21 protein-coding genes are annotated in these 20,088 nt (G+C 33.6%); 20 read left to right on the top strand and 1 reads right to left on the bottom strand.

The genetic code is table 11. From position 1 onward, the window contains the following. Positions 1 to 27 precede the first annotated feature (27 nt). From mltG to BW731_RS02070, 7 genes are all read left to right on the top strand, one after another. On the top strand, positions 28 to 1,245 hold the full coding sequence (gene mltG, locus BW731_RS02100; protein WP_079348521.1) for an endolytic transglycosylase MltG: 1,218 nt from the start codon (positions 28 to 30) through the stop codon (positions 1,243 to 1,245). Between the two features lie 168 nt (positions 1,246 to 1,413). Continuing rightward, complete coding sequence (gene greA / locus BW731_RS02095; RefSeq protein WP_079345277.1) at positions 1,414 to 1,884, top strand: transcription elongation factor GreA; 471 nt, start codon at positions 1,414 to 1,416, stop codon at positions 1,882 to 1,884. Between the two features lie 134 nt (positions 1,885 to 2,018). After that, complete coding sequence (gene liaF / locus BW731_RS02090; RefSeq protein ID WP_079345275.1) at positions 2,019 to 2,750, top strand: cell wall-active antibiotics response protein LiaF; 732 nt, start codon at positions 2,019 to 2,021, stop codon at positions 2,748 to 2,750. Then, the gene (locus BW731_RS02085; RefSeq protein WP_079345273.1) at positions 2,747 to 3,823 is read left to right on the top strand and encodes a sensor histidine kinase; all 1,077 of its coding nucleotides are present in this window, start codon (positions 2,747 to 2,749) and stop codon (positions 3,821 to 3,823) included. The genes liaF and BW731_RS02085 overlap by 4 nt, the downstream gene beginning before the upstream one ends. Then, a complete protein-coding gene (locus tag BW731_RS02080; RefSeq protein ID WP_079345271.1) occupies positions 3,816 to 4,448 on the top strand; it encodes a response regulator transcription factor in 633 nt (210 codons plus the stop codon). The genes BW731_RS02085 and BW731_RS02080 overlap by 8 nt, the downstream gene beginning before the upstream one ends. 29 nt (positions 4,449 to 4,477) lie before the next feature. Beyond that, entirely contained in the window at positions 4,478 to 5,140 is a 663-nt protein-coding gene (locus tag BW731_RS02075; RefSeq protein ID WP_079345269.1) for a potassium channel family protein, read from the top strand. Between the two features lie 79 nt (positions 5,141 to 5,219). Further along, complete coding sequence (locus tag BW731_RS02070; RefSeq protein ID WP_079345267.1) at positions 5,220 to 5,507, top strand: HesB/YadR/YfhF family protein; 288 nt, start codon at positions 5,220 to 5,222, stop codon at positions 5,505 to 5,507. Between the two features lie 34 nt (positions 5,508 to 5,541). Here BW731_RS02070 and BW731_RS02065 read toward each other — a convergent pair whose 3' ends face one another. Further along, a complete protein-coding gene (locus BW731_RS02065) occupies positions 5,542 to 6,339 on the bottom strand; it encodes a DUF1189 family protein (protein ID WP_079345265.1) in 798 nt (265 codons plus the stop codon). Positions 6,340 to 6,513: 174 nt separating this feature from the next. Here BW731_RS02065 and BW731_RS02060 point away from each other — a divergent pair, with 174 nt between their 5' ends. From BW731_RS02060 to ltrA, 13 genes are all read left to right on the top strand, one after another. Next, the gene (locus tag BW731_RS02060) at positions 6,514 to 7,125 is read left to right on the top strand and encodes a superoxide dismutase (RefSeq protein WP_079345263.1); all 612 of its coding nucleotides are present in this window, start codon (positions 6,514 to 6,516) and stop codon (positions 7,123 to 7,125) included. Positions 7,126 to 7,252: 127 nt separating this feature from the next. Further along, a complete protein-coding gene (locus tag BW731_RS02055) occupies positions 7,253 to 7,540 on the top strand; it encodes a DUF1507 family protein (RefSeq protein WP_079345261.1) in 288 nt (95 codons plus the stop codon). A gap of 25 nt (positions 7,541 to 7,565) precedes the next feature. Then, entirely contained in the window at positions 7,566 to 8,765 is a 1,200-nt protein-coding gene (locus tag BW731_RS02050; RefSeq protein WP_079345259.1) for an FtsW/RodA/SpoVE family cell cycle protein, read from the top strand. A 21-nt stretch (positions 8,766 to 8,786) separates the two neighbouring features. Next, positions 8,787 to 12,215: a pyruvate carboxylase gene (locus BW731_RS02045; protein ID WP_079345257.1), complete on the top strand. Its 3,429-nt coding sequence runs from the start codon at positions 8,787 to 8,789 to the stop codon at positions 12,213 to 12,215. 23 nt (positions 12,216 to 12,238) lie between these two features. After that, the gene (locus BW731_RS02040; protein ID WP_079345255.1) at positions 12,239 to 13,384 is read left to right on the top strand and encodes a CAP-associated domain-containing protein; all 1,146 of its coding nucleotides are present in this window, start codon (positions 12,239 to 12,241) and stop codon (positions 13,382 to 13,384) included. Continuing rightward, positions 13,381 to 13,812 (top strand): YlbF family regulator, encoded by a 432-nt coding sequence (locus BW731_RS02035; RefSeq protein ID WP_079345253.1) that lies wholly within the window; start codon positions 13,381 to 13,383, stop codon positions 13,810 to 13,812. Before BW731_RS02040 ends, BW731_RS02035 begins: the two co-directional genes overlap by 4 nt. Further along, positions 13,799 to 14,131, top strand: coding sequence for a YlbG family protein (locus BW731_RS02030; protein ID WP_071456544.1), 333 nt, complete (start codon positions 13,799 to 13,801; stop codon positions 14,129 to 14,131). Before BW731_RS02035 ends, BW731_RS02030 begins: the two co-directional genes overlap by 14 nt. A gap of 67 nt (positions 14,132 to 14,198) precedes the next feature. Further along, positions 14,199 to 14,756, top strand: coding sequence for a 16S rRNA (guanine(966)-N(2))-methyltransferase RsmD (gene rsmD / locus BW731_RS02025; protein ID WP_079345251.1), 558 nt, complete (start codon positions 14,199 to 14,201; stop codon positions 14,754 to 14,756). A gap of 1 nt (position 14,757) precedes the next feature. Further along, a complete protein-coding gene (gene coaD / locus BW731_RS02020; protein ID WP_079345250.1) occupies positions 14,758 to 15,246 on the top strand; it encodes a pantetheine-phosphate adenylyltransferase in 489 nt (162 codons plus the stop codon). Positions 15,247 to 15,259: 13 nt separating this feature from the next. After that, complete coding sequence (locus tag BW731_RS02015; RefSeq protein WP_079345248.1) at positions 15,260 to 16,285, top strand: SepM family pheromone-processing serine protease; 1,026 nt, start codon at positions 15,260 to 15,262, stop codon at positions 16,283 to 16,285. A 48-nt stretch (positions 16,286 to 16,333) separates the two neighbouring features. Further along, a complete protein-coding gene (locus BW731_RS02010) occupies positions 16,334 to 16,948 on the top strand; it encodes a helix-hairpin-helix domain-containing protein (RefSeq protein WP_079345246.1) in 615 nt (204 codons plus the stop codon). Positions 16,949 to 17,029: 81 nt separating this feature from the next. Next, on the top strand, positions 17,030 to 17,410 hold the full coding sequence (locus BW731_RS02005) for a hypothetical protein (protein WP_079345244.1): 381 nt from the start codon (positions 17,030 to 17,032) through the stop codon (positions 17,408 to 17,410). A gap of 807 nt (positions 17,411 to 18,217) precedes the next feature. Further along, positions 18,218 to 20,080 (top strand): group II intron reverse transcriptase/maturase, encoded by a 1,863-nt coding sequence (gene ltrA, locus BW731_RS02000; protein WP_079345242.1) that lies wholly within the window; start codon positions 18,218 to 18,220, stop codon positions 20,078 to 20,080. The last annotated feature ends 8 nt before the right edge of the window (positions 20,081 to 20,088 follow it).

The raw sequence follows: 20,088 nt of genomic DNA, 5'->3' as shown, positions 1-20,088 counted from the left end.
GAGCTAAGGGGCTATGTGTTAGATTCGATGAAGTCGGATGACACTATAAACCAAAAAGAAGAGCAGTCTAAACATATACCTGGTGAGCAAGAATTACAAAAAAGAAATAGAGATAGAACACAAAATAGAAGGCAACAAACAAGTTACAAAGGACGTAAGAAAGAAAATAATATGGTGAAAAAAATTGTATTAATTATTGTTGCTGTATTGATTATGACATTGTCTATTGCTGGATTTTTTGCGTATCAGTACTTTACTTCTAGCTTGAAGCCATTAGATAGTAAAAATGAAAAATTAATTCAAGTTGAAATCCCGCAAGGAAGTAGTAGTAAACAAATTGGACAAATATTAGAAAAAAATAAAATTATCAAAAGTGGTTTAGTGTTTTCTTATTATGTAAAAATGAACAATAAAGCTGATTTTCAAGCTGGATATTATCAAATGTCACCGAGTATGACACTTGAGGCAATCACAGATAGTTTACAAGAGGGTGGGACAGATGAACCAGTCTCATTAGCAGATGCTAAAATTACCATTCCTGAAGGGTATTCCGTAGATCAGATTGCTGAATTATTTAGCAAAGAAACAAAGTTACCTAAAGAGGATTTCTTAGACGTGATGAAGGATGAAGAATTCTTTAATGAGTTAGCAACGAAATATCCTGAATTGCTTGAAAGTGCAAAAAATGCTAAGGATACGCGATACCGTTTAGAAGGCTATCTATATCCTGCCACTTATTACTACTATAAAGATGTGCCAATTAAAGACATGATTACTCAAATGGTGGATAAGACAAATCAAGTGTTAGCACCTTATTATGATCAAATCAAAGCCAAAAAAATGACCGTACAAGAAGTCTTAACACTTGCTTCATTAGTAGAAAAAGAAGGGGTCACACCTGAAGATCGACGTAAGATAGCTCAAGTATTCTTAAATCGACTAGCTATTGATATGCCAATACAATCAGACATTTCAATTTTATACGCAATGGATGAGCATAAAGTACACTTATCAGAAAAAGATACACAAGTTGACTCACCGTATAATTTGTATATTAATAAAGGAACTGGGCCGGGACCATTTAATAATCCAAGCCAACAGGCAATTGAAGCTGTATTAAATCCTGAAGAGACAGATGCATTATATTTCTTAGCCGATGTGTCGACGGGAAAAGTCTACTATGCTAAAACATATGATGAACATTTAGTGAATAAAAAAGAGTATATAGATGATAAAAACAATTGATTTTTAATGATAAAAAATTTTCATAAAATAAAGAGTTTACATTTTTCGATCAACGTGGTATTGTGTTGTGTATATTAAATAGGACAAGCTTTTCTGATGATTTCAGAAAAGCTATTCCTTTATAAGAAATAAACTGATATAGATTAGTTAAGGAGAAGTGAGAGTACTATGGAAAAAGTCTATCCTATGACTTTAGAAGGTAAACTAAAATTAGAAGAAGAACTAGAGATGCTAAAAACAGTTAAGCGTAAAGAAATTGTCGAACGCATAAAAATTGCTAGAAGCTTTGGTGATTTATCAGAAAACTCTGAGTATGAATCAGCTAAAGATGAGCAAGCGTTTGTGGAGGGACGAATCACAACGTTAGAAAACATGATTCGTTTTGCTCAAATAATCGATAATAATAGTGCAGATAAAGATACTGTTTCATTAGGCCGTACGGTGACATTTGTTGAACTACCAGATGGTGAAGAAGAGGAGTATACAATCGTAGGTAGTGCAGAAGCTGATCCATTTGAAGGGAAAATTTCAAATGACTCACGAATTGCTAAAGCATTGTTAGGTTGTAAACTAAATGATACTGTAACGATTGAAACACCTGGTGGTAGCATGAATGTAAAAATTAAAAAAATTTCTTAAGTTATGCAATTGCATAACTTTTTATTTTGAGTATAGGTCTTAAGTCTTAGATAAGTTTCAATCTTTTGAAGTTTTATGTATGTTAAAAGAAACGTTATAATAAATCAAACGAAATAAAAAGGAGCCGATTAATTATGCGCAGCTCATGGAGAGTATTTATTGTAATTGAGTTATTACTATTTTTGTGGGCTCTATATCAATTATTAGGTAATGTCCCCGCTATTATATTTTTGACGTTTGCGGTTGTAAATCTTTTTTATGTATTAAATAAAAAATACAAAACATCATTTAATCAGTTTCAACTAGTTGCTTCCATTATTATCATGGTATTAAGTTTACTCAATAGCCCGGCTGTATGGTTGATGTTAATTTTAGCGGTTATTTATTTTGGTCTAGTGATGGGAGAGATTTCAGAAGTTCGTTTTTTTAATTTTGCACCTTGGAATAAAAAACAAATTAAAATGATTAAAACGACAAGTCGTAGTAAACGTGCTGGAAAACGATTTAAACGTTCGTGGATTGGTAGTCAGCGTTTGGGTAGTGATACATATGAGTGGGATGATATTAATTTTTCTTTGATGATTGGTGATACGATTATTGACTTAGGTAATACATTATTGCCAAAAGAAGATAATGTCGTGATTATTCGAAAAGGATTTGGTCGAACTCGTATTTTGGTGCCAACAGGAATTGGTATTTTATTAGAACATTCCAGTATGCGAGGGGCGGTTCATTTTGATCAAGAAGTGTATCATTTAAATAATGAGTCGTTAAAACTTTATAGTGAAGATTACGATGAGTCAACAAGAAGATTGAAAGTGATTACTAATACATTGTTTGGAGATCTTGAGGTGATTCGTGTATGATGTCTAAAAAGAGCCGACCGCTTATCTTTTTTTACACATTTCTTCTAACTTTTATTGTATTAATTTTGACACTGTATACATACTTTTACGCGAATAATCAACGGAAATGGATGCTTGAGTTAATTACAACGCGTTTATTTAAAGTTCCAATTATTGTCTATATTATTGTAATAGCTATTGCTGTTAGTGGAATAGTATTTTCTATTCTGTATTTAGTCAATCGATATACTTACGGGAAAATAGAAGAACAACTTCATTTTTTAAGCGTTGGTAACTACGAGCATACTATCTTTTCAAATAAAGAAAAAAAATATCAAGAAGATGGTCTAGTGGATGAGTTAGAGCAAGATGTTCAAAATGTTCGTTCAAAAATGTTATCAATGTCTAAAGAACTACAAGAACTTAGTTCAATCCCTAAATACGTTGATGGAGAATCAAAAGAGGATATTATAAAGTCTGAGCGTCACCGCATTGCAAGAGAGTTGCATGATTCAGTAAGCCAACAGTTATTTGCCGCTACAATGATGTTATCTACTTTAAATGAGATGGTTGAGGAAATGGACGTGCCTGAAGTTATTGAGACACAGCTCCAAGTAGTGGCTTCTATCATTAATACGTCTCAGTCAGAAATGCGTGCGTTATTACTTCATTTACGTCCCATTAATTTGGAAGAAAAAACACTTCAACAAGGAATCGAAATGTTATTGAAAGAATTACAAACAAAGATTAATATAGAGTTAAAGTGGCAAATTGAAAATGTTACCCTTCCAAGCTCAATCGAAGATAATTTGTTTAGAATCACACAGGAGTTACTGTCTAATACTTTACGACATGCTAAAGCCCATTTATTGGAAGTCTATCTTAAAAAAATCGATCAAACAGTTTTATTAAGATTAGTTGATGATGGTGTGGGATTTGATGTAAAAGAAGAAAAGGTAGGTAGTTATGGATTGCAAAATATTCGAGAACGTGTTCAAGGAATGGGAGGAACTTGTCGTATTGTCAGTTTTAAAGGACAAGGTACCAGTATTGAAATAAAAGTGCCGATTCTAAAGGAGGAACATGATGATTAAAGTACTATTAGTAGATGATCATGAGATGGTACGTTTAGGTGTGTCATCTTATTTATCAATTCAATCGGATATTGAAGTAGTTGGTGAGGCTGAAAATGGATTGATGGGATATGAACAGGCACTAGAGAAAAGACCGGATGTTATTTTGATGGATCTGGTCATGGAAGTTATGGATGGTATTGAATCTACGCAAAAAATACTATCTGAGTGGCCTGAAGCTAAAGTTATAATTGTAACGAGTTTTATAGATGATGAAAAAGTTTATCCGGCAATTGAAGCAGGAGCAGCAGGGTACTTATTAAAAACATCATCGGCTAAAGATATCGCTAATGCCATTCGCTCAGCATATAATGGAGAAAAAGTGTTAGAACCTGAAGTAACCAGTAAAATGATGGAGCGCTTATCTAAGCCTAAAGTACATGATTTGCATGAAGATTTAACTAATCGTGAAAAAGAGATTTTGTTACTAATTTCTGAAGGGAAAAGTAATCAAGAAATAGCTGATGAATTATTTATCACGTTAAAAACTGTGAAAACCCATGTGTCGAATATCTTATCTAAATTAGATGTAGACGACCGAACACAAGCAGCGATTTATGCATTTAAGCATGGAATAGTAAAATAACTAATTAAACCTTTAAGGAGACAATTTACATGAGAAAGACATTTGCAGTTATTGGATTAGGACGTTTTGGTGGGAGTGTATGTCGAGAGTTAGTTGAGTCAAACCAAGAGGTATTAGCAATTGATAATTGCGAGGACCGTGTGAATGAATACATGAATATAGCAACGCACACTGTTTTAGCTAATGCACAAGATGAAGCAACGTTACGTTCATTAGGATTAAGAAACTTTGATCATGTGATTGTCACAATTGGTGAAGATATCCAAGCTAGCATTTTAGTAACATTAATGGCAAAAGAAATGGGTGTCCCACATATTACGGCTAAGGCACAAAATGAGTACCACGGTCGTGTATTGGAAAAAGTTGGGGCAGATTTAGTTGTCCATCCAGAACGTGATATGGGGTATCGTTTGGGGCATAAATTAACCTCAAAAAACATGATTGATTTTATTGAATTATCTGAGGATTACTCTTTAGTTGAGATTCGGGTGAATTATAAACAATTTTTTAATAAAACGATTCAAGAAATTAATTTTAGAAAACATTATAATGTCACGATTGTGGCCATCAGACGTGGGAAAAACGATTTGATTGTGTCCCCTCCTGCTGAGCAGGTAATTTTAGAAGGTGATGTTTTATTAGTTGTTGGTCATAATGATGATGTGGATTACCTAGATGCAAAAATGAAATAACAAATGAGCATGAAATTAAAAGGATTTTAATGTTTGTGTTACAATAAGTGCGACATCCGAATAGTTGGAGGAAGATAGAATGGAACTTATTGTAACAGATAGCGCCCACAAATGGTTTGTGGAAGAACTTGGACTTGAATCTGGTAATTTTGTCCGTATTTTTGGAAAGTATGGTGGTAGCACGAATGTTCACGTTGGTTTTTCAACGGGTATTTCTCTTGTAGAACCTGAAGACGCTCGTACAACGACTGTTATTGACGGCATCACTTATTTTACAGAACAAGCAGATGATTGGTTTTTTACTGATTATGTATTAACTGTTGATATAGATGATAAATTAAATGAACCAAGCTTTACATATGCATAAAAAACTGTAGAACGATTAATCGTTCTACAGTTTTTTATTTTTTAATTCGTTTAGGTAAAGCATTGAAATAAATCAATAAGGTTAGTGCAACACCTACTGATCCAAATGAAATACTAGGCCATACAAATTGTAAAAGAGTCGTTAAAATACTAGGTAGTGTTGCAGAGTAGACAACGATTTTAAATACATCTTTGTACTTAAACCCAATTAATCTAAATTTAGTAAAGATGTTGGCAAAGAAAGAAAGAATGACAATATCCATCAATAAATTAAAGAACACCATAAACCAAGTAACAAAGAACATGATACTAAACCACATTGAGCGACTAGTATTGCTTGCAAAAAGTTGTTCAAGGACATTTTTACTTAAAATATTTGCTTGTGGCATTGAGTAAGGGATCGTCAATACATTATCTTCCATAATATCTGTTGTCGTTCCAACTCGAGGTAAAATCATGATGATTTCTTTTTTTAGTAATCCAACAACAAGGACATTACTTGTTGCGTCAGTTTCAATTTCTTTTTTGGTTCTTTTATCATTAGGGTCAAACGTAAAGATAATTGAGTCCGTTTGATAGATAAACCCATCAGTTTTTTCCTTTGTGACTAGCGTGTTATCCTCAATCGAAAATTCTGGAAGTTTTTGAATGATTTTTTTTCCATCATCTTGGATTGTTTTAGTAATTACTGTCGCTTGATAAATAACAGGTAGCGAGAGTATAACAGCTAGTAATAATAAATATAAAAAAACGTGAAATCCTTTTTTATTCCTACCTTCCAATAGCAAAGTTGGTTGCTTAAAGCTCGCTTTTATTAGGTCAAATGTTCGCATAATAACTCCTTTGTAGTATAAATTGAATCACTACTTATTGTAACGCTTTTGACAGATGAATACAAGAAACGAGAAATTGAAGGTTTCCGGGTTTTATTTTTTGCTTTTTGTATTGTTTCAGTGGTATATTGAAATTGTTCATAATTATCAAAAAAATTAGGGGGCATTATTATTATGACTTATACTTTACCAGATTTACCATATGCATACGATGCGTTGGAACCACATATTGATGAATTAACAATGAAATTACATCATGACAAACATCACAACACATATGTAACTAATTTAAATGCGGCAATTGAAAAGCATCCAGAATTAGGACAACAATCAATTGAAGAATTGATTACTAATTTAAATGACGTACCTGAAGATATCCGTATGGCTGTTAGAAACAATGGTGGCGGACACGCAAATCATGCATTCTTCTGGGAAATTATGGGACCTAATGGTGGTGGCGAACCTACTGGCGCTATTAAAGGAGCAATTGAAAGTGCTTTTGGTAGCTACGATAATTTCAAAGATCAATTTTTAGCAGCAGCAACTGGTCGTTTTGGTTCAGGTTGGGCTTGGTTAGTTGATAATGATGGAAAATTAGAAATCATGTCAACTCCAAATCAAGATTCTCCATTAACAGAAGGAAAAACTCCTTTATTAGGTATTGATGTTTGGGAACATGCTTATTACAAAAAATATAGCAACGTTCGCCCTGACTACGTGAAAGCATTCTTCAATGTTATTAACTGGGATGAAGTAAACAATCGTTATAAAGCAGTTCAAAAATAAGTTTTTAAGGAGAGCGAGTGTGCTTTCCTTTTTTTTTACAAAAATTCTGATGTATACTTAAAAAGTTAAACATATGAGCGAAAAGAATGTGGTATAATGAACGAAAATAAAAGGGAGGGCAGTTAATATGCTAGAAATATCAAAAGAATCGATTTTAAGTGCACTAACAGTTGAAGCAAATAAAATTAAACACTTATTAACGAACCAAAGAAATCATCAATGCATAGCCCAATGTAAAGCCTTTGAAGAAGTTGTTGATACACAAATGTTTGGCTTTTCAAAACAAGTTGAATTTGCTCAATCCATTGGTTTGATTGATAGGCAAGAAGGTCTTGATATAATTATTGAGTTAGAGAAAGAGTTAAATAAAGTATATAACATGGTGTATCAGGAAGAAAAGGATGCTGGATGCTAAAAGGGATGTGGGGGTTATTTGATCGGTGCATAGAAAGATAAAGAAAACATATTTTTTGGACTATTTCATTTTAGTACCTTATCTAGTTTTATCAATAGTTGGTATTTTGATGGTTTATAGTGCAAGTTCTGTTAATTCTCAAGGATTGGCTTTAGAAGCGATAAAACAAGGTGGCTTTTTTATAGTTGGATTATTAGCTATTTTATTTATTTATAAAATGAAAACAAAGGTATTTCAAAATAAACAGTTTATTATGACTGCAATCCTTACTATTGGGGCCCTACTTGTATTGACTAAATTTACTAGTTTAGGTGTTAGTGGTGGGGGTGCAGACGGATGGTTAGAAATTGGCCCGATACGTCTTCAACCTGTAGAGTTTTTAAAAATCATTATTATTTGGTATTTAGCTTATATTCTATCGCGGCGACAAGATATGATACTAGGTCATTTTAAGGATGCCATATTCAAACCAATGATTTTAATTGGTAGCTTAATTTTGTTAGTCTTAATCCAGCCTGATACTGGAGGGGCGGCTATCTTGATTTTAATTACATTAGTTATGGTGTTGGCAAGTGGTATACCATATCTATATACTCTATTGGTGGTTGGTGGTGGCGTTGTTGTTTCGACGCTAGTGATTCAGTTTATTTCTTTATTTGGTAGCTCTTTGTTTCCACAGAGAATGATGTATGTGTATAAACGGTTTAAAACATTTACCAATCCATTTGCTGATCCACTTGGTGATGGTCATCAAATGATTAATTCTTATTTTGCACTGAACAATGGTGGATGGTTTGGTCTTGGTCTTGGTAAGAGTATTCAAAAAAAGGGCTTTTTAACGAATGCTCAAACAGATTTCATGTTTTCAATTGTTGTAGAAGAGTTAGGATTACTTATTTCATTAATATTATTAATGTTACTATTTTTTTTGATTTTACGAATTATGACAATAGGCATTCGTTCAACTGATAATTTTAATTCATTAATGTGTATTGGTATTGCAGGTATGATGTTGATACAAGTATTTGTTAATCTTGGAGGTATTACGGGAATCATTCCTTTAACAGGGGTGACATTTCCGTTTCTTAGTCAAGGAGGGTCTAGTTTAGTCACTTTATCCATTGGTGTAGGATTTGCACTAAACGTTAGTGCTGATGAAAAACGTAAAAAATTTGATAATGGCGAGTATAGTGAATCTCAGTTATTATTGATGTTTAATGAGTAATAAAAATGTGGGGGATGTAATATGAAGAAAGTATTAGTAGCTAACCGTGGAGAAATAGCTATCAGAGTATTTCGAGCGTGTACAGAGTTAAATTTACAAACAGTGGCGGTTTATGCAACAGAGGATGATCGTTCCATTCACCGTTTTAAGGCAGATGAAGCCTATTTAGTTGGGAAAGGGAAAAAACCAATTGATGCTTATTTAGATATTGAAGATATTATCCGCATAGCAAAAAAATGTGGTGCTGATGCTATCCATCCGGGATATGGCTTTTTATCGGAAAATATTCACTTTGCAAGACGTTGTGAAGAAGAAGGTATCAAATTTATTGGGCCAAGCTTACATCATTTAGATATTTTTGGTGATAAAATTAAAGCCAAACTGGCAGCTCAAGAAGCAGGAATCTCGTCTATTCCAGGAACTGATGGACCTGTAAGTGGCGTAGATGATGTTGTCGCATTTGGGGAAGAATTTGGTTACCCAATTATGATTAAAGCAGCTTTAGGTGGAGGCGGACGCGGTATGCGTGTTGCACACAATAAAGCTGAAGCACTTGATGGATATGAACGTGCTAAGAGTGAGGCTAAAGCAGCATTTGGTAGTGATGAGATTTATGTTGAAAAATACATTGTGAATCCAAAACATATTGAAGTACAAATTTTAGGGGACGAGCATGGTAATGTCATTCACTTATTTGAACGTGACTGTTCAGTGCAACGTCGCCATCAAAAAGTGGTAGAAGTAGCACCAAGTGTGTCAATGTCACCAGAAAAACGTGAAGAAATCTGTCAAGCAGCTGTAAAATTAATGGCTCATGTTGGTTATATAAATGCAGGGACAGTTGAGTTTTTAGTTGATAAAGATAGTTTCTATTTCATTGAAGTGAACCCACGTGTCCAAGTAGAGCATACCATTACAGAATTAATTACAGACGTTGATATTGTGACTAGTCAATTACAAATCGCAATGGGTAAGGATTTACATAAAGAGATTGGCTTACCGAAACAAGACGGGATTCATATTCATGGATATGCGATTCAATGTCGTATTACAACGGAAGACCCGTTGAATAACTTCTTGCCAGATATTGGTAAAATTGATACATACCGTTCTCCAGGTGGATATGGTATTCGTTTAGATGTAGGAAACGCGTTTGCTGGTGCGATGGTAACCCCATTCTTTGATTCTTTATTGGTTAAAGTATGTACACATGGTATTACATTTGAGCAAACTGTCCAAAAAATGTTACGTGCATTAAAAGAATTTAGAATTCGTGGAGTTAAAACAAATATTCCGTTTCTTTATAATGTATTGTCTCATCCTTTATTTGTGAGCGGTGAAGCAACAACAACATTTATTGATACAACAGACGAATTATTTAATTTCCCTAAAATGCGTGACCGTGGAAATAAAACAATGAAATATATTGGAGAAGTCACAGTGAATGGCTTCCCTGGAATTGGAAAACATGAGAAAAAATACCATTCTTCTCCTAGAATTCCTGAAATTATAACAACAACAGAAAAACGAATTGAAACACCAAAAATGATTTTGGATGCTAAAGGACCGGATGCTGTTGTTGATTGGGTTAAAAATCAATCATCTGTTTTAGTAACAGATACAACCTTTAGAGATGCACATCAAAGTTTACTGGCGACTCGCGTTAGAACAACTGATTTAAAACGTATCGCGAAAGAAACAAGTGAGCTTGTACCAGAATTATTCTCACTTGAAATGTGGGGTGGTGCGACGTTTGACGTGGCATATCGTTTCTTAAATGAAGACCCATGGATTAGACTGAAAAAATTACGTAAATTAATGCCAAATACCTTGTTCCAAATGTTATTTAGAGGTTCTAATGCTGTTGGATACCAAAACTATCCTGATAATGTCATTAAAGAATTTATAACGGTAGCAGCTAGAGAAGGTATTGATGTTTTCCGTATTTTTGATAGTTTAAACTGGCTTCCTCAAATGGAAAAAAGTATTCAATATGTTAGAGATGTTGATAAAATTGCAGAAGCAGCTATTTGTTATACTGGGGATGTTCTTGATCCAAGTCGTCCAAAATATAATATGGCTTATTACAAACAAATGGCCCGTGATTTAGAAAATATGGGTGCTCATATTATTGCGATTAAAGACATGGCTGGTTTATTACAACCACAAGCAGCGTATCATTTGATTTCAGAATTGAAAGCAACAGTTGATGTGCCAATTCATTTACATACCCATGATACAGCTGGTAATGGAATTATTACCTATTCTGCTGCTGCTAAAGCGGGAGTTGATATTGTCGATGTGGCAATGAGTGCCATGAGTGGATCAACAAGTCAACCAAGTATGAGTAGTTTATATTACGCACTAGAAAATGGCGATCGTGATTTAGATATTAATATTGAGTCTGTTCAAACAATCAATCATTATTGGGAAGATGTTCGTGCTTTCTATGCACCATTTGGTAATGGTATTAATGCTCCTCAAACAGAAGTGTATCAACATGAAATGCCAGGTGGACAATATTCTAACTTACAACAACAAGCCAAAGCAGTTGGTCTTGGCGAGCGTTGGGATGAGATTAAAAAAATGTATGAACGCGTTAATTATTTGTTTGGTGATATTGTTAAAGTTACTCCATCTTCAAAAGTTGTAGGGGATATGGCACTATTTATGGTTCAAAATAATTTAACTGAAGAAGATGTAGAAGAAAGAGGAAGTGAATTAAATTTCCCAGAGTCAGTGATTAGTTTCTTCCAAGGAGATTTAGGACAACCAACTGGAGGATTTCCTAAGAAATTAAAAGAAACTATTTTAAATGGCCGTCCATCTATCGAAGTAAGACCTGGTAGTTTAGCTGAACCAGTAGATTTTGATCAAGTGAAAGAAGAACTAGCTGGAAAAATTGACCGTGAACCGACAGATAAAGAAGTAATCAGCTATATCATGTACCCACAAGTATTTCTAGATTATATGACAATGTATAATACTTATGGCGATGTGGAATTACTTGATACACCAACTTTCTTCCAAGGAATGCGTGTGGGAGAAACAGTTGAAGTGCGTATTGAAAAAGGAAAAACATTGATTATCACCTTAGATGAAATCGGTGAGCCTAACCTTGAAGGAAATCGTGTCTTATTCTTTAATTTAAACGGTCAACGTCGTGAAATTGTGATTAAAGATAGTAATATCAAATCAACTATTATGGCAAAAGAAAAGGCTGAGCCAACAAATGATGCACACGTTGCAGCAACAATGCCAGGCTCTGTCTTAAAAGTGTTAGTAGCACCAGGTGATTCATTGCAAAAAGGTGATCCAATTATGATTACAGAAGCGATGAAGATGGAAACAACCATTTATGCTAAACGTAATGGGATTGTGAAGCGTGTGTTAGTTGCAGATGAAGAAGCCATTCAAGCGGGAGATTTATTAGTTGAATTAACGATTTAATGTAGAGATTAGGAGGTGACAAGATGCGTCGTGTAGGAGAATTTATAGTGGTATTTTTTATTGTACTAACATTTTTTTATATGAAACCAGTCGTCTTGTCACAAAAATCTCCTAAAGCTGTAGATGAGTTAGTGGTTAATGAAGTTAAACCTCAAACAAAATCGACACCACATAATCAATTAAATGCGACTGGAATGGCAACTATTATTGGTTTGTCAGAAAAAGAACTGAAAGAAAGAATGCCAAACCCTAAAAATGAATGGGTAGTCGGGATTGATAGAAAGTGGTTGGTTTATGGAGATAATGCAACCGATTATTATCAAGTTGAACTGACGAAAGGTAAAGTATCAAGCGTGTTTGTTTTAGGAACGCAAGTTGATGTTGCCCCGTTTAATTTAGAAATGACTTTAGGTGATATTTCTGAAATCACAACAATCTATCCTACTTTTGAATTTGACTATAAAGACAAAACATATGAAATCGAACTAACAGAAGACGATATGAACTATCGACCATTGATTTCGTTTGACAATGGCACGTTTGCTTTGCTTCATTTTAACTATGATACAGGTAAGTTACTAGGTGTGAGATACGTTAGTAAAAGCACGTTAGTGGATATGATTCCTTATCAGTTTAGTGAGAAAACAACCAATCCACCTGTTGAGCTGACAGATGATGAGTGGGAAAAGTTTAACCAAGCCAACACAGACCAATTATTGACTATTTTAAATATTGTACGCCAAAGAATTAATCGAAATCCTTATAAACTTGATACTGAACTTGTACTTGAAAGTAAAAAAGCCTTAGCAGAATTCAATAAAGATCCTAAGTTAGTAATAAAAAAAGAGGCTCGGTTTGAACAATGGCAAGAAAAAGTTGAATCAAGTAATCCAAGTGATAGTTTCCTTTTAGTTAATGAAGAGATGGAACGTTTGTTAAAATTAGGGAAACCAGTGGATAAAAATACACATGGTTTATTTGTTCAAAGTATGGGAGATGTCCCATTTATTGTCACCAATTGGTTTGTCAATCGCTTTGATCAACGTGAAATTAAAGATTCAAAAGATGAGTATATTGGCATAGCCTATAATAAAAATCAAGTGTTAGTCTTATTTAATCAAAAGACAGTAGATACGTCATTAACCACTGAAAGTAGCGATAAGAGATGATTTATAATGATGAATTATTTGATTTAGAAGATAAAGCCAGTCAAGTAGCTAAAGATGTACTTAGTAGTCAGACTGTTCAAGATTATATAGAGTCGTATAAACATATGGCTAAAAGTAAAAATGTGTCGGAGCTAATGGAAGAATTTATAGCTAAGAAAGAGGCATTTGAAAAAATTGAACCTTATGGCAAATACGCACCAGATTTTAAAGAAACAAGACGAGCATTACGACGAGCCAAACGCTCATTAGATGTGAATGATTTAGTCGCAACGTTCAAAGTAAATGAAACAAATGTTCAAAATGTGTTAGACTATATTAGTCTAGATATCGCACAAGCAATATCTGACACGATAAAAGTTGATGCAGGAAATCCCTTTTTTGAATTTGCTAAAAAAGGTTGTGGAGGGACATGTCATGTTAACAAATGAGTTAGAATTAACACCCAGACGTGGGTTAGTCGTTTGGGTTTATAGTTTAAAACAATTAAGAAATCTAAAACGATTTGGTTATGTTTATTATGTATCAAAAAAAATGAAATATGTGGTTTTATACGTAGATGAAGAGTCTGTTGAAGAAACAATTGAAAAATTAAATAAACAGTTTTTTGTTAGAAGTGTAGAGCAATCATTTAGACCAGATATTAATATGAATTTTACTAATAGATTAGGAAACCAAGATTGTCACGATGAACCGTTAGATTTTGAAGAGCAAAAAACAGAAATTCGCTTAGCAGAATTTGATGATTAAAGTATTTGTCTGACATAAGACAAATACTTTTTTTATCGCCAGTTTTATATAGAGAGGAAGAAATATCATGCGAGTGATTGCAGGTGAATTTAAGGGAAGAAAATTACAATCATTAAAAGGTGATAATACTAGACCAACATCTGATAAAATAAAAGGATCAATTTTCAACATGATTGGGCCTTATTTTGATGGTGGTGTGTGTTTAGATTTATATAGTGGAAGTGGCAATTTAGCAGTAGAAAGTGTTTCACGCGGTATGGACAAAGCGTATTGTTTTGATGTTTTTTTCCCCGCTGTAAAAGTCATACAAGAAAACGTAGCAATGACAAAACAACCAGATTCTTTTGTTGTAAAAAAATTAGATGCATCCAAAGCACTTCATTTCTTATCTGAACAAGGTATGCTGTGTGACTATGTATTTTTAGACCCACCTTATGCTAAAGAAGAGTTAGAAAAAAATATGGTGGATTTACAATCATTAAATTTATTAAAAAAACACGCAAAAATCATTTGTGAGATGGATAAACATGTTATATTACCAGATATAATTGACCAATTAGTTTTACAAAAAGAACAACAATATGGTATGACGAAAGTCAGAATTTATCAATTAAAGGAGGTTTGAAATGACTAAAAAGCGAGTGGCGTTATTTCCTGGAAGTTTTGATCCAGTGACGATGGGACATATCAACACGATTCAAAAAGCCAGTAAATTATTTGATGAAGTAGTGGTAGGGGTGTTTACAAATACAACAAAAAGAAATCTTTTTACTGCGATAGAAAGAAAACAGTTTATAGAAGACGAGGTTCATTCGTTAGCAAATGTATCTGTTCGTGTTTGCGACAATGATTTAACTATTAGAATAGCCAATGAGCTAGGAGCAGATTATTTAGTTCGTGGTATTCGTAATCAACTCGATTATGAGTATGAAAAAAGTATCGCTGTATTAAATAAACATTTATCCTCTAACATTGAGACAATTTTTTTACTTTCTGATGAGCAGTATAATCATATTAGCTCAAGTATGGTGAAAGAAATCGCAAAATTTAAAGGGGATGTGTCAGACTTTGTTCCGAAAACAGTGAATGAAGGATTACAGTTAAAATTTAAATAAGAAGGTTAGAGTCATGAAAAAAGAGCGTTTAAAAAATAAATCATTTTATCTTAAACTTATTGTTTTATTAATAGGTATTGTCGTTTTAGTTTATCCCCTCCCTTATTATATTGAGTCTCCAGGTAGTGCTGATAAGCTAAATGATATCATCACAGTAGATGGTAAAAAAGATACAGAGAAAGGCTCATTCATGATGACCACCGTTCAAGTTCAAAATGCCAATGTCCTGACTATTTTACTAAGTCAATTTAATAAAAATTCTGAACTGGTTCCTAAGCAAGATATTTTAGGTGACTCTGATTCAAGTGAATATAACCGAATTCAAACATATAATATGGAAAATTCGAAAAATGAAGCGATTCAAATCGCACTTGAGTTAGCTGATATACCGTATAAACGTGTGTATAAAGGGATTTATGTATTATCTGTGGCTGATTATTCAAGTTTTTATAAGAAACTTGAAGTAGGAGATTTGATCCAAAAACTAGATAATCGTACAGTTTTACAATCAGATGAATTTATTCAATCATTGCAAAAATTATCAGTAGATGACTCAGTTAATATTGGGTTTGAAAGAGATGGAAAAGAAGAAAGTACTAAAGGTAAAATTATTAAATTACCTAAACTAGACCGTCCAGGCATTGGGGTAACAGTTGTTGATCAAACAACCATTGATACAGATAAAAAGATTGAATTTAATACAAAAGGTGTTAGTGGTCCTTCAGCAGGGTTGATGTTTAGTTTAGAATTATATAGTATGTTAAGTCATAAAGATTTAAAACAAGGACGAAATATTGCAGGAACAGGTACCATCAATGATAAAGGCGAAGTAGGCGATATTGGTGGAATTGATAAAAAAGTGGTGGCGGCAGAAAAAGCTGGGGCAACTATCTTTTTTGCCCCTAATAATAAAACTGATGGGAAAACAAATTATGAAGTAGCAAAAGAATCAGCTAAGAAAAATAAGTTGAGTTTAACCATTGTTCCAGTTAAAACTATTCAAGATGCTATCGGCTATTTAGAAAAACACACGACTTAAAAAAGTTGTGTGTTTTTTTCGTATCTTATCTGTGAAAGGAGAAAAGATATGGACATCGTAGAAAAATTAAAAGAAAAGGGCTATATAGTTATAGGAGGAATCTTTGGGTTAATAGTCTTCATCATGCTGCTTTATAACGTGTTTAAACCTAAGCCGGATTTAGTGATGGAGACAACGCAAAGTTCGACTACATATTCAACTGTGACATCAAGTGAAGAGATGAGTGATGAGATGTATGTGGATATTAAAGGAGCTGTTGTAAAGCCCGGTATTTACAAAGTCAATGCAACAATGCGTGTATTGACAGTCGTTGAGATGGCAGGTGGATTTTTACCTGAGGCAGATGATCGACAAGTAAATTTATCCGAACGAGTGAGTGACCAAATGGTAATTTATATACCCAAAGAAGGAGAAGAACTAGCTGAGGTGACTCCTTCTAAAAATGCGTCATCAAAAGATGAAACAACAAATACTCTAGTTAATTTGAATACAGCAACGATTGAGGAATTAAAAACATTAAATGGTGTTGGTGAGAAAAAAGCTGAAAATATTTTGCGTTATCGTGAAGAAAAAGGCTCTTTTAAATCAATTGAGGAGTTAAAAGAAGTAGATGGAATAGGAGAAAAAACCTTTGAACAATTAAAATCATCCATTACTGTCTAATTTTTCTCTTTACTTTTAGAACATATGTTCGTATAATTGTTTTAAGAAATGAGAGTTAATAGAAAAGTGAGATGAAATGATATGGCTAATGAACCAATTGAGTTAAATCATCATTATCATGATCGAGGGATAAAAAAATATTTAGGTTTTTATCTATCTGAACATACAAGAGAATTACATCATATGGATGAAAAGCATTCAACCTATCATGTTGGTAAATCAATGATGGATTTTGAGGAGATTCTTTCAGTCATTAATGAATCGATTTTAAAACAAGTTCCTGTTCGCATTCAACCAAATATTGCAAATAGTGATAATGGTAGTTTTTCAAATGAATTACTTGGGAAAATACAAGGCTATACAGAGACGACAATTTATATTGATGAATTGCCAATAGAGCTATCGTTAATTCGACACATTGAATTAGCATCTGAAGTGAAATGGTATCAAGGGTTAGACTAGAGCCGATGAGTTATAATAATAATCAATTTTTTGATTACACAAAAGAGAAGAAAGATGATATTTTATGCGTTGATATGAAAAGTTTTTATGGTGCGAAACGTTCCTAACTGAAAAGGTTAGGCACACAATATTTTCTTGTGTAGAACTAATGATTTGAGGAGTGAAATGAAGGTGTAACGACCTGAAGTGCTCCCTCTAATACTCCGATTGGCAATCCTATTTGGTTAGAATAAAATTGTCAAAAGCTCGGTGAAGTCGGCTGAGAGTTACCGTAATTGCAAATTTACTTGCAATCGAAAACTATCCAGAAGTGGATAGTGTAACCTATAGGTCGGGAGTCCACAAATTACTCATGGTAAGAATGTGCAAAAGTACTGACGAACTTGCGAATGTACGAATCTATAGGCTTGGGGTATAGAAATGTATCTTACCCGCACAAATTATAAATTGTGACACAGGGTGTGACTTGCGGTTTAGTAAGAATCGTAGATATGAATGACCGTGCAGTGTTACAGGCACTGGAAAGTCACAGGTTCAGAGTGAGTACCTAAAAGTAAATGTATGGATAGAATCATTGGAACGTTGAAATCTAGTGAACGTGGAGGACTAACCTCCTTTGAAGCGGTTGAGACGAAGTATAATAAGCTCATTTACACTAGTGAGAGTAGTGGCACAGTACCTATGAAGCAGTGATAATAAACTGTGGAGGGATAGCCACAAGTCAATTAGTTTTACTAACAGTTATGATGCAATCCATAGAATCGAGTATGACAAAATAAACACCGATATCCGAAAGGGGGCGGTGCTATGGAAAATGTATCAGCCTCACACTCAATCCGTCATATGGAATATTATGGCATGATTGATAGCTTTGATAATTTATACCAAAATAGTTGCAATAATCATATTTTTCATAATCTCATGGAAATTGTGACTTCGCCAAGTAACATTCTATTAGCGTATAGAAATATTAAAGGAAACTCTGGAAGTATCTCTCCAGGCGTTGATAATAAGAATATAGATGATTTAAAAGAAATAACTAATGCTAACTTTATTAAAATAGTACAAACCAAATTTTCCGAATATAGACCCAAACCAGTAAAAAGAGTCGAAATTCCAAAACCAAATGGAAAAACTCGACCGTTAGGTATTCCAACTATCTGGGATAGGATTATTCAGCAATGTCTATTGCAAGTTTTAGAACCTATTATGGAAGCTAAATTTCATGATAAAAACTATGGATTCCGACCTAATCGGTCGGCACATCATGCATTTGCACAGGCTGTTAAATTAGCGCAATTATCTAAGCTTACATTTGTAGTGGATATTGACATTGAAGGTTTCTTTGATAATGTAAATCATTCAAAACTTATCAAGCAATTATGGTCATTAGGAATCCAAGATAAATGGCTTTTAGGAGTAATTAGGGCAATGCTTAAAGCACCTATCATTCATAAAGATGGGCGGATTGAACATCCTAAAAAAGGAACTCCACAAGGTGGAATACTTTCTCCTCTTCTTGCAAATATTGTTCTGAATGAACTTGATTGGTGGATATCGTCCCAATGGGAAACTCACCCTACAAGGCATAACTACGACTGTTATCATACTGAGAAGGATTATTGGAATAAAGGCAATAAATATCGAGCCCTGCGTAGTTCAAAGTTAAAAGAAATTTATGTTGTGAGATATGCTGATGATTTCAAAATATTTTGCAGAAAACGTAATGATGCAGATAAGATATTTTTAGCCACTAAACTATGGTTGAAAGAGCGCTTAAAACTCAATATTAGTTTAGAAAAATCTAAAGTGGTTAATCTGAAAAAACAAAAATCTGAATTTCTCGGTTTTACTATGAAACTAGTACGGAAAAGAAATACTTTTGTCATTGAAACCCACATGTGTTCTAAAGCTATGAAAAAAGTTTCGGATAATCTAGCAAAGCAAATAAAGGTAATTCAACATACCCCTAATAAGGAAGAATTACAAAAGCAATTAGTTAAGTATAATTCTATGGTTGTAGGAGTTCATCAATATTATAAAAAGGCAACACACATTAGTGTAGACTGCCCTAGAATCAATCAACGCATAATGATTATCATCAAAAATCGATTGGACGTTAAAAAAGTTGGTCAACCACCTAGTGACTTCGTTAAGAAAAACTATGCACGCTCAAAGCAGCTAAGGTGGATTAATGGCTATCCGATGATTCCTTTGGGATTTATCAAGCATAGTCATACATCGTTACCAAAGAAGGGAATCTGTAAGTATACGCCCGAAGGACGTATACTAATACATAAATACCTCACCTTTCCAATCGATATAATTAATCAACTCATGAATAAGAATAATCCAAATGAGAGCGTTGAGTTTAGAGACAATAGAGTTTCTAAATATTCATCACAACGTGGTAGATGTAAGATAACAAAAGAGTTCTTAGAGTTACCTGATATATACTGTCATCGTATTATTCCAAGAAATCTTGGTGGTAAGGATAACTTTCAGAATTTAGTTATCATTCATCGAGATCTACACTCACTTATTCATGAGGAAAATAGAGAAAGAGCATCACCTCTTTTGAAAAAAATGAGGATTACTAGCTCTCAACTTGAGATAATCAATCAGTTTCGTAAAAAAGCAAAAAATTGTGAATTGTCGCTGAATCTATAACTGTATGA

Origin of the sequence: Vagococcus martis, assembly GCF_002026305.1 — a bacterium.
GTDB classification, from domain to species: domain Bacteria; phylum Bacillota; class Bacilli; order Lactobacillales; family Vagococcaceae; genus Vagococcus; species Vagococcus martis.
Note: the sequence above shows the minus strand (reverse complement) of the source record. Positions and strands in the feature narration are given on the sequence as shown.

What these genes read in the sequence shown, in the direction of transcription:
- mltG (WP_079348521.1), top strand. Translation starts at nt 28, where the DNA reads ATGAAGTCGGATGACACTATAAACCAAAAAGAAGAGCAGTCTAAACAT.
- greA (WP_079345277.1), top strand. Translation starts at nt 1,414, where the DNA reads ATGGAAAAAGTCTATCCTATGACTTTAGAAGGTAAACTAAAATTAGAA.
- liaF (WP_079345275.1), top strand. Translation starts at nt 2,019, where the DNA reads ATGCGCAGCTCATGGAGAGTATTTATTGTAATTGAGTTATTACTATTT.
- BW731_RS02085 (WP_079345273.1), top strand. Translation starts at nt 2,747, where the DNA reads ATGATGTCTAAAAAGAGCCGACCGCTTATCTTTTTTTACACATTTCTT.
- BW731_RS02080 (WP_079345271.1), top strand. Translation starts at nt 3,816, where the DNA reads ATGATTAAAGTACTATTAGTAGATGATCATGAGATGGTACGTTTAGGT.
- BW731_RS02075 (WP_079345269.1), top strand. Translation starts at nt 4,478, where the DNA reads ATGAGAAAGACATTTGCAGTTATTGGATTAGGACGTTTTGGTGGGAGT.
- BW731_RS02070 (WP_079345267.1), top strand. Translation starts at nt 5,220, where the DNA reads ATGGAACTTATTGTAACAGATAGCGCCCACAAATGGTTTGTGGAAGAA.
- BW731_RS02065 (WP_079345265.1), bottom strand. Translation starts at nt 6,339, where the DNA reads ATGCGAACATTTGACCTAATAAAAGCGAGCTTTAAGCAACCAACTTTG.
- BW731_RS02060 (WP_079345263.1), top strand. Translation starts at nt 6,514, where the DNA reads ATGACTTATACTTTACCAGATTTACCATATGCATACGATGCGTTGGAA.
- BW731_RS02055 (WP_079345261.1), top strand. Translation starts at nt 7,253, where the DNA reads ATGCTAGAAATATCAAAAGAATCGATTTTAAGTGCACTAACAGTTGAA.
- BW731_RS02045 (WP_079345257.1), top strand. Translation starts at nt 8,787, where the DNA reads ATGAAGAAAGTATTAGTAGCTAACCGTGGAGAAATAGCTATCAGAGTA.
- BW731_RS02040 (WP_079345255.1), top strand. Translation starts at nt 12,239, where the DNA reads ATGCGTCGTGTAGGAGAATTTATAGTGGTATTTTTTATTGTACTAACA.
- BW731_RS02035 (WP_079345253.1), top strand. Translation starts at nt 13,381, where the DNA reads ATGATTTATAATGATGAATTATTTGATTTAGAAGATAAAGCCAGTCAA.
- BW731_RS02030 (WP_071456544.1), top strand. Translation starts at nt 13,799, where the DNA reads ATGTTAACAAATGAGTTAGAATTAACACCCAGACGTGGGTTAGTCGTT.
- rsmD (WP_079345251.1), top strand. Translation starts at nt 14,199, where the DNA reads ATGCGAGTGATTGCAGGTGAATTTAAGGGAAGAAAATTACAATCATTA.
- coaD (WP_079345250.1), top strand. Translation starts at nt 14,758, where the DNA reads ATGACTAAAAAGCGAGTGGCGTTATTTCCTGGAAGTTTTGATCCAGTG.
- BW731_RS02015 (WP_079345248.1), top strand. Translation starts at nt 15,260, where the DNA reads ATGAAAAAAGAGCGTTTAAAAAATAAATCATTTTATCTTAAACTTATT.
- BW731_RS02010 (WP_079345246.1), top strand. Translation starts at nt 16,334, where the DNA reads ATGGACATCGTAGAAAAATTAAAAGAAAAGGGCTATATAGTTATAGGA.
- BW731_RS02005 (WP_079345244.1), top strand. Translation starts at nt 17,030, where the DNA reads ATGGCTAATGAACCAATTGAGTTAAATCATCATTATCATGATCGAGGG.
- ltrA (WP_079345242.1), top strand. Translation starts at nt 18,218, where the DNA reads ATGGAAAATGTATCAGCCTCACACTCAATCCGTCATATGGAATATTAT.